Annotated in this window: 14 protein-coding genes and 1 pseudogene; 12 read left to right on the forward strand and 3 right to left on the reverse strand. The window is 52.5% G+C overall.

The features are described from left to right. Nucleotides 1-54: 54 nt before the first annotated feature. Nucleotides 55-1,113 (reverse strand): 3-oxoacyl-ACP synthase III family protein, encoded by a 1,059-nt coding sequence (locus tag HNV11_RS13040; RefSeq protein WP_317167995.1) that lies wholly within the window; start codon nucleotides 1,111-1,113, stop codon nucleotides 55-57. Between the two features lie 286 nt (nucleotides 1,114-1,399). Here HNV11_RS13040 and leuS point away from each other — a divergent pair, with 286 nt between their 5' ends. Both leuS and HNV11_RS13050 read left to right on the forward strand, forming a co-directional pair. Next, nucleotides 1,400-4,294: a leucine--tRNA ligase gene (gene leuS / locus HNV11_RS13045; RefSeq protein WP_171740082.1), complete on the forward strand. Its 2,895-nt coding sequence runs from the start codon at nucleotides 1,400-1,402 to the stop codon at nucleotides 4,292-4,294. 930 nt (nucleotides 4,295-5,224) lie between these two features. Then, nucleotides 5,225-5,479 (forward strand): hypothetical protein, encoded by a 255-nt coding sequence (locus HNV11_RS13050; protein WP_171740083.1) that lies wholly within the window; start codon nucleotides 5,225-5,227, stop codon nucleotides 5,477-5,479. Nucleotides 5,480-5,636: 157 nt separating this feature from the next. On the opposite strand, the gene HNV11_RS13055 is transcribed toward HNV11_RS13050, so the two are convergent. Beyond that, complete coding sequence (locus HNV11_RS13055) at nucleotides 5,637-6,548, reverse strand: DUF4932 domain-containing protein (protein WP_171740084.1); 912 nt, start codon at nucleotides 6,546-6,548, stop codon at nucleotides 5,637-5,639. Nucleotides 6,549-7,043: 495 nt separating this feature from the next. Beyond that, the gene (locus HNV11_RS13060; protein ID WP_171740085.1) at nucleotides 7,044-7,448 is read right to left on the reverse strand and encodes a hypothetical protein; all 405 of its coding nucleotides are present in this window, start codon (nucleotides 7,446-7,448) and stop codon (nucleotides 7,044-7,046) included. Between the two features lie 230 nt (nucleotides 7,449-7,678). Here HNV11_RS13060 and HNV11_RS13065 point away from each other — a divergent pair, with 230 nt between their 5' ends. The 10 genes and pseudogenes from HNV11_RS13065 to HNV11_RS13110 all read left to right on the forward strand — a co-directional run bounded on the left by HNV11_RS13065 (nucleotide 7,679) and on the right by HNV11_RS13110 (nucleotide 17,051). After that, nucleotides 7,679-8,767, forward strand: coding sequence for an acyloxyacyl hydrolase (locus tag HNV11_RS13065; RefSeq protein WP_171740086.1), 1,089 nt, complete (start codon nucleotides 7,679-7,681; stop codon nucleotides 8,765-8,767). A gap of 24 nt (nucleotides 8,768-8,791) precedes the next feature. After that, nucleotides 8,792-9,648, forward strand: a pseudogene (locus HNV11_RS13070) (glycerophosphodiester phosphodiesterase family protein). Nucleotides 9,649-9,805: 157 nt separating this feature from the next. Beyond that, nucleotides 9,806-10,885: a sulfite exporter TauE/SafE family protein gene (locus tag HNV11_RS13075; protein WP_171740087.1), complete on the forward strand. Its 1,080-nt coding sequence runs from the start codon at nucleotides 9,806-9,808 to the stop codon at nucleotides 10,883-10,885. Between the two features lie 109 nt (nucleotides 10,886-10,994). Beyond that, the gene (locus HNV11_RS13080) at nucleotides 10,995-12,200 is read left to right on the forward strand and encodes a trans-sulfuration enzyme family protein (RefSeq protein WP_171740088.1); all 1,206 of its coding nucleotides are present in this window, start codon (nucleotides 10,995-10,997) and stop codon (nucleotides 12,198-12,200) included. A 49-nt stretch (nucleotides 12,201-12,249) separates the two neighbouring features. Beyond that, nucleotides 12,250-13,314 (forward strand): Gfo/Idh/MocA family protein, encoded by a 1,065-nt coding sequence (locus tag HNV11_RS13085; RefSeq protein WP_240163414.1) that lies wholly within the window; start codon nucleotides 12,250-12,252, stop codon nucleotides 13,312-13,314. Nucleotides 13,315-13,390: 76 nt separating this feature from the next. Further along, on the forward strand, nucleotides 13,391-14,122 hold the full coding sequence (locus HNV11_RS13090) for a phosphoadenylyl-sulfate reductase (RefSeq protein ID WP_171742171.1): 732 nt from the start codon (nucleotides 13,391-13,393) through the stop codon (nucleotides 14,120-14,122). 98 nt (nucleotides 14,123-14,220) lie between these two features. Beyond that, on the forward strand, nucleotides 14,221-15,123 hold the full coding sequence (cysD, locus tag HNV11_RS13095) for a sulfate adenylyltransferase subunit CysD (protein WP_171740090.1): 903 nt from the start codon (nucleotides 14,221-14,223) through the stop codon (nucleotides 15,121-15,123). Nucleotides 15,124-15,135: 12 nt separating this feature from the next. Continuing rightward, complete coding sequence (locus HNV11_RS13100) at nucleotides 15,136-15,372, forward strand: hypothetical protein (protein WP_171740091.1); 237 nt, start codon at nucleotides 15,136-15,138, stop codon at nucleotides 15,370-15,372. Continuing rightward, on the forward strand, nucleotides 15,369-15,797 hold the full coding sequence (locus tag HNV11_RS13105; protein ID WP_171740092.1) for a type II toxin-antitoxin system VapC family toxin: 429 nt from the start codon (nucleotides 15,369-15,371) through the stop codon (nucleotides 15,795-15,797). The genes HNV11_RS13100 and HNV11_RS13105 overlap by 4 nt, the downstream gene beginning before the upstream one ends. A gap of 3 nt (nucleotides 15,798-15,800) precedes the next feature. Beyond that, nucleotides 15,801-17,051: a sulfate adenylyltransferase subunit 1 gene (locus HNV11_RS13110; protein ID WP_171740093.1), complete on the forward strand. Its 1,251-nt coding sequence runs from the start codon at nucleotides 15,801-15,803 to the stop codon at nucleotides 17,049-17,051. Nucleotides 17,052-17,075 lie beyond the last annotated feature (24 nt).

A 17,075-nucleotide genomic window follows, 5' to 3' on the forward strand; every position in this document is an offset into this window, starting at 1 on the left:
AGCGGGCGTCAGAATCAGTCTGACGCCCGCTTTACGTTCTGTTTGATAGAGTTTTCACCAGCGAACCAAAGCCGCTCCCCAGGTGAAACCGCTGCCAAAAGCAGCCATGCAAACCAGGTCGCCTTCTTCAATTTTCCCCTGTTCCCAGGCTTCACAGAGGGCAATGGGAATCGACGCGGCCGTTGTATTCCCGAATTTGTGAATGTTGTTAAAGACCTTATCGTCGGCAAGGCCCAGCCGTTTCTGCACCAGCTGCGCGATGCGTAAATTTGCCTGATGCGGCACCAGCAGGTCAATGTCTTTGGGCGAGAGGTTCATTTCGTCCAGCGCTTCGATAATGACCTCCGGAAAGCGCGTTATGGCATGGCGCAGCACAATCTGGCCGTTCATATAGGGTTGGCTGGCGCGGTCTTCCCGCAGGCCCTCATACACATAGATACTGTCGAACTCTTCCTTGGAGAACTTAAACCGGTCTTTGCCCAGATAATACCCCCCGTGGGCACCGGGGCCGTAGCAGGCTAGTTCTTCGGCGTGGGTGCCATCGGCATGAAGGTGGGTCGTCAGGATACCCCGGCCCGGCTCGTCGCAGGGCTGTACTACGGCCGCTCCGGCACCGTCGCCAAAGAGCACCGTTACGTCGCGGCCCGAAGGCGTAAAGTCCAGATTCCAGGAATGGGTTTCGGCCCCGACCACCAGCACGTTTTTGTATTTCCCGGTTTTAACAAACTGGTCCGCAATAGAAAGCGCGTAAATAAAGCCCGAGCACTGATTGCGAATATCCAGCGCGCCCATTGTCCGGTGGGTTATACCCAGCTCGCGCTGGAGCAAGACCCCGTTACCCGGAAAGTAATAGTCGGGACTCAGCGTAGCGAAGATGATAAAATCAACATCCGAAGGCAGGATTCCGGCCCGATCAATCGCAATCCGGGCCGCTTCGGCGCCCATTGTCGTAGTTGTTTCTTCGTGCTTTTTACGGTACCGGCGCTGCTGAATGCCCGTTCGGCCCTGAATCCACTCGTCGGAAACGTTAACCAGCGGAGCCAGTTCAGCATTATGAACGATCCGTTCAGGAACATAATAACCCAATCCGGCAATGCGTGCGTTTTTCATCATGTTGCGTGTGGTCGTTTTCTGAAGGGGTCGATAACAGCTAAGGTCTTGGTAACAGCAACTGTTTGCCCCCGGCCTGTTGCGCAATATAAAGTCAATTCAATCAGCCAGATAAGGCATTTACTAAGCGGTGAACGCGTTCTCTATTATTCGGATGTATTGACTTGCTGAGGGCTCCGCTTCCCGTAAACGGCTCAGTAACAAGCGCACGCCAATGCCCTATACACGCGCAAAACGGCCAGAAAATGGTATCTTTGCCAATTCTTCGCCGATTACTCACTTTTTCCGTATGGAGTACAATCATCGCCAGACCGAGCAGAAATGGCAGCGGTTTTGGGACGAAAACCAGACTTACCGCGCTGAGACGGATTCGTCTAAACCCAAATATTACGTCCTGGATATGTTTCCTTACCCATCGGGCGCTGGCCTGCACGTTGGGCATCCGCTGGGCTATATTGCATCGGATATTGTCTCCCGCTATAAGCGGCTGAAGGGCTTTAATGTGCTGCACCCGATGGGTTTCGATTCATTTGGTCTGCCCGCCGAACAGTACGCTATCCAGACGGGCCAGCACCCGGCCGTAACAACTGAACAGAACCTGAAGCGGTATATCGAGCAACTCAAAAATATCGGGTTCAGCTACGACTGGTCGCGCGAGGTGCGCACGTCCGACCCATCCTATTACAAATGGACGCAGTGGATTTTCATGGAGCTGTTCCGCTCGTGGTATAATAAGGACACCGACCGGGCCGAACCCATCGAAACGCTGCTGGAGAAGTTTGCCACGAATGGAACGACCGACGTCAACGCGATCTGCGATGAAGACGCCCCAACCTTCACAGCCGCCGAGTGGAACGCGATGTCAAAGCAGGAATCGTATGCGATTACGCTGAAGTATCGCCTGACGTTTCTGGCCGATGCGGTCGTGAACTGGTGCCCGGCGCTCGGTACAGTACTGGCCAATGATGAGGTCAAAGACGGCGTTTCGGAGCGGGGCGGCTACCCCGTCGAGCAGAAGCTGATGCGCCAGTGGATGATGCGCATCACGGCCTATGCCGACCGGCTGCTGGCGGGTCTGGACGTCATCGACTGGACCGAATCCCTGAAAGAACAGCAGCGCAACTGGATCGGCAAGTCGGTCGGCGCCAGCGTGCGGTTTCCAATAATGAAGAATGATGAACGATCAATGATCAATGTGGAGAATAGCACGCATCATTCAACACTCATCACTTCTGATTACATCGAGGTCTTCACGACCCGCGTGGACACCATCTACGGTGTTACGTTCATGGTGCTGGCACCTGAACATGAACTGGTGCCGGACCTGACGACGCCTGAGCAGCGCGAAGCCGTTGAGGCTTATGTAAACGCGGCCAAACTGCGTTCCGAGCGCGACCGCATGGCCGATACAAAAGCCGTTTCGGGCGTGTTTACGGGCAGCTACTGCATCAACCCCCTCAATGAAGAGAAAGTCCCGATCTTCCTGGCCGACTACGTGCTGGCGGGTTACGGTACGGGCGCGGTTATGGCCGTTCCATCGGGCGATCAGCGCGACTGGACATTTGCCCGGCACTTCAATCTGCCGATTGTGCCGGTGCTGGATGCCCAGAAAGATATGGACCAGCAGGCCGATAATACCAAAGAGGGCCACTACATCAACTCGGCCATCATCAACGGTATGACCTATGCCGAAGCGACCGCTACGCTGATTGCCTGGCTGGAAGAACGCGGCCTGGGTAAAGGCAAGGTCAACTTCCGGATGCGCGACGCCGTATTCAGTCGCCAGCGGTACTGGGGCGAACCGGTGCCGGTGTACTTCAAAGACAATGGCAACGGCCAACCGCTACCCTATCTGATTGACGAAAGCGATTTGCCGCTGGAACTGCCCGCCGTGGATAAATACCTGCCGACCGAAACCGGCGAACCTCCGCTGGGCCGCGCCGAAGGCTGGAAATACAAAGGTGAGTATGACTACGAGCTGAGCACCATGCCCGGCTGGGCGGGGTCGTCGTGGTACTGGTACCGCTACATGGACCCGCAGAACGACAGCCGGTTTGCATCGCCGGAAGCCATTCAGTACTGGCAGAACGTAGACCTGTACATCGGCGGTACCGAACACGCTACGGGGCACCTGCTCTACAGCCGTTTCTGGAATAAATTTCTGAAAGACCGGGGTTACGTCCCGCAGGAAGAGCCGTTCAAAAAGCTCATCAACCAGGGCATGATTCAGGGTCGGTCGAATTTTGTGTACCGTGTTAAAGGAACGGGTATGGATGGCGTTAAGCCGGTTTTTGTCTCGCTGAATCGCGTAGACGATCAGGAGGTAACTCCCCTGCACGTAGACGTCAATATCGTGGAAAACGACGTCCTGAACGTTGACGCGTTCCGAAAAGCCCGGCCGGATTTAACCGAGAATGCCGAGTTCATAATGGAACCCGACGGCCGTTACCTGGTCGGGGCGGAAGTGGAAAAAATGTCGAAGTCGAAATTCAACGTCGTCAACCCCGACATGATTGTGGAGAAATACGGAGCCGACGTTTTACGTCTCTACGAGATGTTCCTTGGTCCGCTTGAACAGGCCAAGCCCTGGAACACCAACGGCATCGACGGCGTGTATCGCTTCATCCGCAAGTTCTGGCGGCTGTTCTACAAGGATAATGCTGCCGGGGCATCAGATGCCGGGTCGAGCCAGTGGATCGTAACCGATGAGCAGCCAACCCCTGCCGAGTTGAAAGTTCTGCACCGGACCATTCAGAAAGCCGAGAGCGATATTGAAGCGTATTCATTCAACACTTCGGTATCGGCCTTTATGGTGTGTGTGAATGAGCTGACTAGTCTGAACTGCCACAAGCGGGCGATTCTGCAGGACCTGGTTTTGATTCTGTCCCCTTACGCTCCGCACATCACCGAAGAACTCTGGGCAGCTCTGGGCAATGAACCGGGCACGGTTTCTTACGCGGCCTTCCCCAAATTCAACCCGAACTATCTGGTTGAGGATGCCTTTGAATACCCGATTCAGATCAACGGAAAAGTTCGTACGACGATCAGTTTTGCCATTGACCGCGCCCCGACCGAGATCGAGCGGGAGGTGCTGGCCGACGAGATCGTTCAGAAGTGGCTGGAAGGTAAGTTACCGAAGAAAGTCGTCGTCGTTCCGAAACGGATTGTGAACGTCGTGATTTAAGCCTTCGGCGTAAAACATGGGCATTTAGTCCAACCAAATGGAATGTAAATGCAGGAGACCTTGGGCTTGCTTCATGTAGCTTGTGGGGCTGTCAACCCTGTTGGCGTTGTAATCATCCAGAAACCGGAGACAGTAACAGTTTCCGGTTTCTGCATATCAGGCCCGCTACGGATAAACCGACGCATTACAGGAACCTCGAACGTAAACTCCGTTCGGGTTTTCACGCTTATAATCCCCGACCCCAATGAAAACCAAAAGCCTCCCCACCAACACGGCCAGTAGCAAACCTTTTTTACCGCAGCCACGACCGAACGAGCAGTTACCGTTTACATGGGGTGATGGAGCGATTGACCTGATAACACCGATACGACAACTAACGCTGCCGCAGAGGTAAACCTAAGCCAACCGATAGCGGGCTTTTTGTTGTCGATCGTCGCTGCCGAAGCCTTGAAAACGCCTAATTTTACCCTACAGTCAGGGGCGGTGGATGCCTGAGAAAACCTACGGAGTTTATGACAGTCGGCCCCAAGCATTAACATAGCGTTGCAGACCTCGATGAATATAACATTTGATTATACAACAGATATAAGAGATTGGCAAACTATCCTTGACCGAACGTACCTCCATTCTGGAAACAGGTGAAGGAAGCATACTGCTCTCTTTCGGTTTACTAATTAAACTACCTGCTGACTCGTTAGGAGGCATTGTTGTTTGTATGATTCCTAATACGCTGCTCTGGGCAATACTTATAATGATGCTACAAACACGTATCTTTCGCAAGTAGTGGTTAAATTGAGTAAGAGCCCAGTTACTTAACCTATCGGCACTTATACAACAGCCCTAAGAATAGTTTTAGCTAATTCAGGAAGAATGATGTGGTAATTCTAGTACTTTCGCTTTCAGTTGTTTAACCTATCTCATTTTTTCCTTATGAACTCTAAAATAGCGTTCGTGGCAGGCTTTGCCAGCATCTTTTTTATTGGTTACGCTCTAGTTTGGTACGGGCTTAATTTGGTTAGTGCTTTTTCGTTCTATGGGAACTTGGCTCAAGCTTTAGGCGATAGCCGATTCCATTTAGCAGCCATCACTGATACCTACGAAATGGCTACTCGGTTGATTATGGGAATTGGTTTAGGTCTATTAATCTGGAAAGTGAGAAAGCAAAAGCAACAGACGATAGCTTAATGGGAAGCCACTAACTTAGGGATGTTTTTTTATAACTTAGAATATGTAAAGGGAGTAAAGTAAGAAATCAAAATGTACGAGTCAGCAGTGTATTCTCAAATTATTCCTAAAACAAAAAGCTTCCTAAAACGCCAATTCCTTCGTGTAACTGTCGGATTTATGGCGTAAATCGTAGCTTTTCCAGTGAGCTAATAAGATCAGGAAGAAAATCTGTGAAGGCTGGGTATTTACTCCGATTACTTTCATAATAAGCTAACTGGGTAGTGAAGTGATCGAGGTAAGGCCAATCTTTATACAACTCTCGAAGACGCTGGCTCTCGCTGGGCAACCTCATTTTTAGCGCAATCCGTATTTCACCTGCTCGTACTGTCAATTCATTGAAAAGAGTTAGCCAGTCCGTATACTGAGCCTGATTTGGTACGGGTTTAAATAAGTCTTTATACTGATTGATACGCTCCCTCAGTACCGGTTGCATCGTGTATGGATTGACAAAGGAGTGGCCAAATTCATGTACACAAAGCGTACGAACTGCTTCAGGATCGTTGAAGCCAGGATCGACTACTCGTTGACCTTGTACTTGTTGATCACGGTAAGGGGCGCTAATATTGAAAAGTCGAGCCGCCTGTCCTTCCCCAGTTTGCCAACCCATACCCCATTGAGTAATAAAGAAAGGCATTACCACTATTGTATAGGCCTGCTTTCGACTCCCATAGTACTCTTCCATGGTTGGAATAAAGGCAACAGAAGGACGGTTTCGGCTCACTTGACCTATAGCTTTTTGGTACATTCTGCCTTGCTGAGCTAAAAACCTTGGTATGTGAGCATCTCGATAAAAACGCGCTACTTGGGCCATGTAAGCATTGACTATATATTTCGCCGAATCGGGATTAGAATGGACAGCTGTTAATAGTAAAGGTGACACGGATGACTGCCATCCGGTGGCTGGTAATGGGCGGGCATAAAGCCCTAGTAAATACACACCAGTTCCTATTTTGTCGGATAAAGCTTTCGTCCCCGTAATAGCTGGGTGATTTGCATAGCGCCGAAAAGCATTGTAGTTGATGCGCATTAACCGTGAACGTCGGTAGCCAGCGGGGTCCTTGGCTGAGTCCGGAAGAAATTCCGGAGACAACTGATTCATTAAAGTAGCGATGGTTTCGAGAGTGGGGCTGGCTTGGACGGTAACTTGCCTAGCGATTGGTTGAGCTGTCGCTACGCTACTGATAAGCAGTAGACAACATATAGAACGCATACCGTAATACTTCACCTGTATAACTTACTGTTAGAGTTTTGGTATAAGTGGCTTTTATGTAAAGTTAGCCGTTACATTACAAACTAATCGCTGAATTTCGCTTCCATTATTGAAACTGAGATATAAATAGCTTTGCTCTTCCTAATCATAGGTGGCAAGCAGTTATTCTTACCTTTTCAAAGCGACCTCGATAAAAATCGAGTTAGCTAGTAATGCTGACACGTTAGGCGGTTTGCCGGGTACGCTCACTATCTGGTAGTGAGCGTACCCGGCCCGGTGTTTTAAAGCCATTAACGTAACAATCCGTTACCGTTACTCGCATAAATACATTTCCTCTCTCGATGCCAGGCCCGCCAGAATATAAAGCGTCAGCGAATTGGATGTGGCGGCCCTGATCTCGAAAAAGCTCAAGTTACCCGCTCCGAAAACGAGTCTAACCCGGCAACCCTCTAAGGACCAGCGACCTTGCTGCATCGTCTGGGGCGTGTCGCCGGTGCAATCCACAAGCTTGTAGTTACCATCCGGCATAAAGAACAGCCGTTCACAGGCTTTACCGGTGCTTCCATTGCCGGTTTTACTGAGCCAGCCCGTGGCGCATCGGGTCAGGGTTTCGGCACTGCAGAGCGGTGGTTCTTTATGATCCTCCAGCTCCATGCACGACCAGGGCAGCGATAGCAGCAGGCCACCCGCCACTACCTTTCGAATAAGCGTTTTCATACCTGGTTTTGTTGTTAGGTTCAGAAATATCCGGGCGCAGACTATTGTCTGATTAGTCGCTAATCATCGCTCAATACATCGCCAACAAACTGATAGACAACCAATAAGAAACCGCCGTTGTCAGCTTCCTTATACAAATCAGGTGGTCAAACCTAACTTTATTATTCGGTCAGAATGCTCGCTCAGAACTTATTTATTGTTTATTTGTATCGTCAACTTTTAAGTTCTGAATGCAGGTAATACGTTTACTTCCCGTTTTCTTTTTCCTCTCTCTATCATCTTTCGCTCAACTCGATACGCTCGTTAACGGCCGACAAGCTGGGGTAATCCTGCACCGGGGGCTGTCGGCACCCGACCAGATTATTCCGGCTACGGGCAAGGTGCCACTAGGGGCCGAGCTGACGTATAGCTGGTTACTGCGGAATCGCCGGGCGTGGGAACAGTGCAGTTGCTTTGCCAATGTGGGTGCGTATGCCAACTATTTCACCTTTCGCAACCCAGTTGCGCTGGGGCGTACGGCAGGAGCCGGCCTGTTCTTTGAGCCACTAATATTTCCCCAGCGCCGAACCTTCTATTCGGTGCGGTTTGCCGCCGGCCTAACGTATCTGACTGATGTTTATGATCCGGTAAGCAACCCAACCAACCGCTATTTCAGCCTGCCGCTAAGCGCCCAGATTGGCGTAGCCGCTACGGCAAATCACCGCCTGACCGAACAGGTCCACCTGACGCTTTCGGGTTATTACAACCACATTTCCAACGCCGGGAGCCGTCAGCCCAACCAGGGTCTGAACATCCCTACCCTGGCGATTGGTCTGGCGTATCTGCCCGTGCCCGTCAGCTATCCTAATGTACGCCACTGGCGGTTAAGCGAACCCGCCCGGCGCTGGATGGCGCGCGCATTGCTGCTGGGCTCTGTCCGGGTTATGCCCAGGACGGATAAAAACCTGGAAATGGCCCTGCCGATGTACGGCTTGAACCTCGTGGGTGGCTACCACCTGAGTCGGTCGCACGTCCTGTCGGGGGGTATCGAGCTGGCCGACGACCACTATTTCCGGGAACAGCTCCGACGCTGGTCTTACTCCGATCAGCGGTATCAACAGGGCAGTCTGCTGGCGGGCTATGAATTCTGGCATGGCCGGTATGTCTTTACGGCGCACATGGCCTGGAACGTAATTCGTCCCCGCCCCTACCGCCCGGCAACGTACCAGAAATACGGGTTGCTGTACCGCTTCGGCAATGGTCTGACAGTTGGTTTTAACGTAAAAGCCTATGGCGAAGACACCAAAGGTTTTCAGGTAGCGGGAGGCTGGAGTTTTTAGCCAATCCAGCCCTACTTTTGGGGCATGAAAATTCGTTTGCTGTGTAGTGCCATCGTTGTTATGTTGGCGGCCTGTTCGCCTAAAACCTATACCAACATTAGGGCTGGCGGGGCCTCTGCGTTATTTAAATACCAGCCTGACCAGACCGCCCGCATTTCGGCCCACCGGGGCGGGGGCGACCTGATAGGTTATCCCGAAAACTGTATTGAATCCTTTGCGTATCTGGCTAAGAACCTGCCCGTCATCATCGAATGCGATATTGATCTGACCAGAGACAGCGTGATGGTAATGATGCACGACGCCACCCTCGACCGCACCACCACGGCACGGGCAAACTCATCGACAAGACCTACGCCGAAATCCGGCAGTACCGGCTGGAAGATAACCTGGGCAACGTAACCCCCTACCGGGTTCCGACGCTGGAAGATGTGCTGCGCTGGGGTAGAAACAAGGTTGCCTTTACACTCGATGTTAAACGCAACGTCTCGTTCGAGAAGGTCGTGGACATGATTCACCAGACTAATGCCGGCGACTACGCGGCCGTTATTACCTACAATGCGCAGGATGCCGCCAAACTGCACCGGCTTGACCCGAATCTGATGCTTTCCGTTACGATGCGGAACCAGGCCGAATACGACCGTCTGCGCGAACTGGGCGTGCCGGATAACCGGATGATTGCCTTCGTCGGTGTCAAAGAACCCGACGCTGAACTGTATCAAATCCTGCACCAGAAAGGGATTGCCTGCATCCTGGGGACGCTTGGCAACCTCGACAAACAGGCTATTGCCAAAGGCGATCAGGTTTATAAACAGTTCGCCAGGAAAGGCGCTGATATCATGTCTACCGATCGGCCACTGGAAGTCTGGCAGGCCGTGCAGTAAACATTCAGCAGCAAAACAGGGAGGCCGAAACCGAGTTTGCATCTTTTCCAGTTGTTTTCGTACCTTTGCCCATTCCTTCATCCGAATTAAGGCGGCACTTCAATGTGCCGTTTTTCATAAGAAGATTAATCTATTAAATCTATAGAATATAAGCATTATGGAAAGTCGGGACGAAACAGCGCTGGCATCACTTAATGAACCGGTGCCAGTGACCACGCTTCCACTTAATCTGAACGGCCTGAAAATTAGCCTTCAGGGCGATTTAGCGACCACCTCCCAGCAGGCCGAGGCCATTCGGGCCGCCTTTCCAAAGGCGCATGTTATCACCGATTCCTCGACCGTAAACCCGTTGCTTCGTCGGCGCACCCGCACCGAACTGGCGATATACGTGTTTGCAGCCCTGGCGCTGATGATCGTCGGGCATCTGCTGTTCAGCTACTTTACGCTGGACCGGCTGACGCTCATTGCCGGAACCATTGACATCACCCCCGACATCTTTTATTTCCTGATGGCGGGCTTTGTTGCGCAGATGATTGATGGTGCTTTAGGCATGGCTTATGGCGTTACGGCCACCACCTTTCTGACGAGCGTCGGCATTAGTCCCGTATTCGCCACCGCCAGCGTGCACAGCTCCGAAATCTTTACGTCGGGCGTGTCGGGGTATATGCACCTGAAGTTTGGCAACATAAACAGCCGTCTGTTCAAAGCCGTCCTGATTCCGGGCGTAATTGGCGCTGCGCTGGGTGCATTCCTGATTACAAAGCTGGCCGATCTGGAAGTCGTCGCCAATTACCTGAGTCCCGCTATTTCCGTTTATACGGCCATTCTGGGTATTCTGATCATCCAAAAAGCGCTGGTCAAACGTGCCAAGAAGAAACCCGTCCGGCGCATTGGTCTGCTAGCGTGGTTCGGGGGGTTTGTCGATGCCATTGGCGGGGGCGGCTGGGGGCCGATTGTTAACTCTACGCTGATTGCTGCCGGTCGGCATCCACGCTATACAATCGGCTCGGTCAACCTGGCGGAGTTTTTTGTATCGTTTGCCTCATCGGTGGTCTTCGCACTCTTCGCGGGGCTGGGTAACTACGGTATGGTTATCCTGGGGCTGATTCTGGGTGGTATGATTGCGGCCCCCATTGCGGCTCATCTGTCGCGCCGACTACCAGTTAAAACCATGATGGTACTCGTCGGAATCGTGGTTATCCTCGTAAGTTTGCGAAAAATTATCAAGTTCTTCTAGTTATTCACGGTATGTCATTCACCCGTCACTCGTTGACACCCAGTTCGTATGTGCCTGGAATGGGAATGATCAAGAACTAACCGGAATGACGTTTAATGCCAATCGATCGATGAAAAAACAAACCAAGGCGATCCGCACCCAGGCGAAAAAATCGCTGAACCGGGAGCACTCTGTTCCGCTTTATCTGACCTCCAGTTTTGCCTTTGATAGTGCTGAACAGGGCAAAGCGCTGTTTGATGAAACCGAAGAAGGCAATATCTATTCCCGCTTCTCGAACCCGAACGTAACGGAGTTTGTCGAGAAGGTCTGCATGCTTGAAAACGCCGAAGACGGTATTGCTACCGGCACCGGCATGGCGGCTGTATTCGCCAGTATGGCCGCACTGCTGAAATCGGGTGACCACCTGGTGGCCTGCCGTGCCCTGTTCGGGTCAGCGCACCAGATCATCACGCAGATTCTGAGCAAATGGGGTATAACGCATACCTATGTAGATGCCAGCGCCACCGAAGCCGAGTGGGAAGCCGCCATACAGCCCAACGCTGGAAGGCCGGCCGCCCGTATGGTTTATCTGGAAACGCCCTCTAATCCGGGTCTGGAACTGGTTGACCTCGAGATGCTGGCGCGGCTTAAAGCGAAATATGGCTTCATCCTGAACGTCGATAATTGCTTTGCCACGCCGATCCTGCAAACGCCCATTGATTACGGCGCGGATCTGTCGGTTCATTCGGCCACGAAGTTCATGGACGGTCAGGGGCGCGTACTGGGCGGTATTGTAGTCGGTCGGGCCGATCTGATCCAGCCCATCCGCTTTTTTGCCCGGCATACGGGTCCGTCGCTTTCGCCCTTCAACGCGTGGGTGTTGTCGAAAAGCCTGGAAACGCTGGATCTACGCATGGAACGCCATTGCCGGAATGCCCAGCAACTCGCCGAAGCCCTCGAAGCCCTGCCCGACGTAGGCCGGGTCCTGTATCCGTTCCTGCCCTCCCACCCGCAGTATGATCTTGCCAAACGGCAAATGAAGGCAGGTGGAGCGATCATTACGATTGAGCTGGAAGGCGGATTCGAACGCGTAAAAGCGTTCTTCGACGCGCTGACCATCCCGACGCTTTCGTCGAACCTCGGCGACTCGCGCACTATTGTTACCAACCCCAACACGACGACCCACGCCAAGCTGAAGGCCGATGAAAAAGCTGCGCTGGGCATAACCCCCGGCCTGATCCGGATTTCGGTTGGTCTGGAAGCGGTGGAAGACCTGATTGAAGATTTCACCCAGGCCGTTGAGAAGTCGGCAGAAGTTGTGAACCAAAATGCCTGATATTGATATGAGTCCCATCCAGTACATAGCCGTTCTCCTATTCGTATCTATGCAGCTTGCCAGCGCTCAGGCCTCTCAGAAACCGCTCCGCGTTGGCGTGGTCGGCCTGGTACATTCGCACGTGAACGGCATACTGGGCCGGGCTAAAAAAGGCGATATCGAGATTGTTGGCATTGCCGAGCCGAACCGCGACCTCGCCGAACGGTTAGCCAAACGATACGGCTACAGCATGAGTCTGGTGTACCCGACCATTGAGGAGATGCTGGACAAGACCAAACCAGAAGCGGTTACGGATTTTGGCCGGATTGTCGACCACCTGCAAACTGTTAAAATCTGCGCGCCACGGGGTATTCACGTCATGGTCGAGAAACCCCTGGCGGTGAGCTTCGATCACGCCAAACAGATGGAGGCCCTCGCTAAAAAGCATACCATTCAGTTGCTGACGAACTACGAAACAACCTGGTACGGCAGCAACCACAAAGCCTATGCGCTGGCCAACACCGACAAAGCCATTGGCGACCTGCGCAAGATTGTTGTTCACGATGGTCACCAGGGTCCGAAGGAGATCAATGTCAACAAGGAGTTTCTGGAGTGGCTGACCGATCCCGTTACAAACGGCGCGGGTGCGTTGTTCGACTTTGGCTGCTACGGCGCGAACCTCTCGACCTGGCTCATGCACAACCAGCGTCCGCTGTCAGTCATGGCCGTTACGCAGCAGATCAAGCCCGACATTTACCCGAAAGTAGATGACGAAGCAACGATTATTCTGACTTACCCAAAAACGCAGACCATCATTCAGGGCTCTTGGAACTGGCCATTTGCCCGCAAGGATATGGAGGTTTACGGGCAGCATGGTTACGTCAATACCATCGACGGCACCCGAATGCGCATCCGGCTCAAGGAGGACAAAACCGAACGAACAGCCGAAGCGACCCAGACGGATGCGCCTGCTACTGACCCATTTGCGTATCTGGCGGGCCTGCTGCGTGGTGAAACTAAACCGGACGAATTGACGTCATTAGAGAATAATATGATTGTCGTAGAAATCCTGGATGCTGCCCGCCAGTCGGCAAAAACTGGCAAAGCTGTAACGTTACAGAAACCCATGAAGTAGTATCGAGTAACCTCCTCCTACACCTTGCGGGGCAGGCCCACAAGCGACTACGGATTGACGATTAATGACCCAACACATGATTGCCGAACCTACTCACACGCTCCCGTCACTGACCGAGCAGCTACGGGGCCTGACCAATGTCGAAGCGCTACGCTCACTGGCGGAGACCTTCCCCGGTGAGGTCATTTTCTCGACCAGCCTGGGTTACGAAGACCAGGTCATTACCGATCTGATTCTGGCCAACGATATTCCCATCAAGATTTTCACCCTCGATACGGGCCGGATGTTTTCAGAGACCTACTCGGTCTGGAAGAAAACCAATGACCGCTACGGTTCGAAGATTGAAGCGTATTTCCCTCGTCAGGAAAAAGTAGAAAACCTGATGACCGAAAAAGGACCGTACAGCATGTATGAGTCGGTTGAGAACCGGAAAGAGTGCTGCTTCATCCGTAAGGTTGAGCCGCTGAACCGGGCACTGTCGGGCCAGAAAGTCTGGATTACGGGCATCCGCGCCGAGCAGTCGGCTAACCGCCAGGGCATGACCCAGCTCGAATGGGACGACGCTCATCAGTTGGTTAAATTCCACCCGCTGCTGGACTGGACGTTCGAGGAAGTAAAGCAATACATCAAAGGCCACAACGTACCGTATAACCCCCTGCACGACCGCGGCTTTGTCAGCATCGGCTGCCAGCCCTGCACCCGGGCCATTCAGCCCGGCGAAGATTTCCGCGCTGGCCGCTGGTGGTGGGAAGACAACTCCAAGAAAGAGTGTGGGCTACACACCCACGAAGAAGTATTCAAACCTTAATGAGCGAAAGGCAAAATAGGGATACAACGGACGCGGAAAGAGCGTTTCTCCGGCGTTTATCACTCTTTCGCTCATTCACTCATCCACTCGTTAACTTTATGAAACTCGATTATCTAGACCAGCTCGAATCCGAGGCCATCTACATCATGCGGGAGGTGGCCGGGCAATTCGAACGCCCTGCCCTGCTGTTTTCGGGCGGTAAGGATTCCATTACGCTTGTTCATCTGGCGTTGAAAGCCTTCCGGCCGGGCAAATTCCCGTTCCCGCTGGTCCATATCGACACCGGACATAACTTCCAGGAGGCCCTCGATTTCCGGGACGATCTGGCCAACCGAATTGGTGAGAAGCTGATCGTTCGCTACGTAGAAGATACCATCCGCGAGAAGAAATTGAAAGAGCCGACCGGACGTAACGCCACCCGCAATGGCCTGCAGACGTTCACGCTGCTTGACACCATCGAAGAATTTGAGTTTGATGCCTGCATCGGCGGTGCGCGTCGGGATGAAGAGAAAGCCCGTGCCAAGGAGCGCGTATTCTCGGTGCGCGACGAGTTCGGCTCGTGGGACCCCAAACGCCAGCGGCCCGAACTCTGGAATCTTTACAACGGCCGTATTCACAAAGGCGAAAACGTCCGGGTGTTTCCGATTTCGAACTGGACCGAACTGGACGTCTGGAACTATATCCGTCGCGAAAAAATCGCTCTGCCAAGCATCTATTTTGCCCATGAGCGCGAGCTGATTGTTCGCGACGGGAAGCTGATGGCAACCGCCGGTGGCGTGATCAAACCCGAAGCCGACGATCAGATTGTGACCCGCCGGGTGCGGTTCCGTACCGTTGGCGATATTTCCTGCACAGCCGCTTCGGAGTCGCAGGCTGATACGCTCGACGCCGTCATTGACGAAATTCAGGCTACCCGTATCTCTGAACGTGGCGAAACCCGCATGGACGATCAGTTGTCAGAAGCCGCCATGGAAGACCGGAAAAAAGGCGGCTATTTTTAACGGGAAACGTGTATGCAAATTGTCATCGAAGTTGCCGATACCAAAGCGGATTTTGTACTGGAATTGCTCGAAAGCCTGCCTTTTGTTGCTATCCAGGCCAATCAAAGTGCACCCAGTCAGCAACAGGTAGATTCTAACAAATCCCTGTCGCCTAAAACTGCCCGATTACTGGGAACCTTTCCCCAGTTGGCAAGTCAGGATGATAAACAAAGCAGACAACAGGCTATTCTGGCTAAACACGCACGATGAAGCCAGTTGTTCTGCTCGATACAAACGTAGTTATTGATCTGCTGGCGAAGCGAGAGCCTTTCTGGCAGTCGGCGGCATCGATTTTTGATCTGGCTGAACAAGCCAAAATTGATGCCTACGTGAATTCGCTCACTATGGTAACGGTTTATTACATACTCCGCTCCTATTACAAGATTCCTCACCAGCAGATTATAGACACCTTTACGCTATTAATCAGCTACATTGGGATTTCTGACGTAACAGCAACACATATCCGGCAGGCAATAACATCAGCCTTTACTGATTTTGAAGATGCTGTCATGTACAACAGCGCCACTGGATTGCCTGCTATAACCAGTATCATTACCCGAAATATTGATGATTTTGCGACTGCTGATATACCCGTTCTAACGCCGGATCAGTGGCTCCGCAACTACCATAACTAATCAATGGATCTTCTCCGATTTATAACCGCCGGTTCGGTTGACGACGGCAAAAGCACGCTCATCGGGCGACTTCTCTACGATTCCAAATCCATTCTGGCCGACCAGCTCGAAGCCATCGAGCGCGCCAGTAAAAGCCGCGACGACGGTGAGATTGACCTCGCGTTGCTCACGGATGGACTGCGGTCGGAGCGTGAGCAGGGTATCACGATCGACGTAGCCTACCGCTATTTTCAGACGCCAAAGCGTAAGTTTATCATCGTCGATGCACCGGGGCATATCCAGTACACCCGCAACATGGTAACAGGCGCATCGAACTGCCAGCTGGCGATTGTACTCGTCGATGCCCGGCATGGTGTCGTTGAACAGACCCGCCGGCATTCGCTCATTGCCTCCCTGCTGGGGATTCCCCATATTGTTGTAGCGGTCAACAAAATGGACCTCGTTAGCTACTCGCAGGATGTCTTCTCCGATATCTGCATTCAGTATGCTGAACTAGCTAAAAACCTGAACGTAAACGAAGTGACGTATATTCCGCTGAGTGCGCTCAACGGCGATAACGTAGTCGACAAATCCGGCGCGATGCCGTGGTACGAAGGTCCGGCCCTGCTGGAGCATCTGGAGTCTGTTACCATCGACGACGATGTAAATCTGGAGCAGGCCCGGTTCCCGGTGCAGTACGTCATCCGTCCGCAAACGCCCGAACTGCACGATTACCGGGGCTACGCCGGTAAAATCACCAGCGGTCTGTTCCGCAAAGGCGATGCCGTAACGGTACTGCCCTCGGGTGAAACCTCAACGATTGACGCGATTGAAATTGCCGATAATCACTATGACGAAGCGGTTACACCGATGTCGGTTGTCCTGCACCTCGCTACGGACGTAGACATCAGCCGGGGCGATCTGATCGTTCGGTCGGACAGCCAGCCGGTTAGCAGTCAGACCGTCGAAGCGATGCTGTGCTGGATGGATACCAAGGAATTTAAAGTGGGCAATAAATATGTGCTGCAGATTGGCACGGCCCGTACGCGCTGCTCAGTGCGCGAGATTGTTTATCAGGTAAATGTAAATACCTACGAAGAGACAGAAGGGGTTGAAAGTTTAAAACTAAATGATCTAGCCAAAGTTATTCTCAGGACGGCACAACCGATCAGTTTTGATCCGTACCGGCAGAACCGGGCAACGGGTGGAGCTATTCTGATCGATGAAACGTCGAACGTAACGGTGGGTGCGCTTATGTTGGTGGGCGAAGCATAACTTCTGGTTATGGACGATAATCAA

This window comes from Spirosoma taeanense (assembly GCF_013127955.1).
Taxonomy (GTDB): domain Bacteria; phylum Bacteroidota; class Bacteroidia; order Cytophagales; family Spirosomataceae; genus Spirosoma; species Spirosoma taeanense.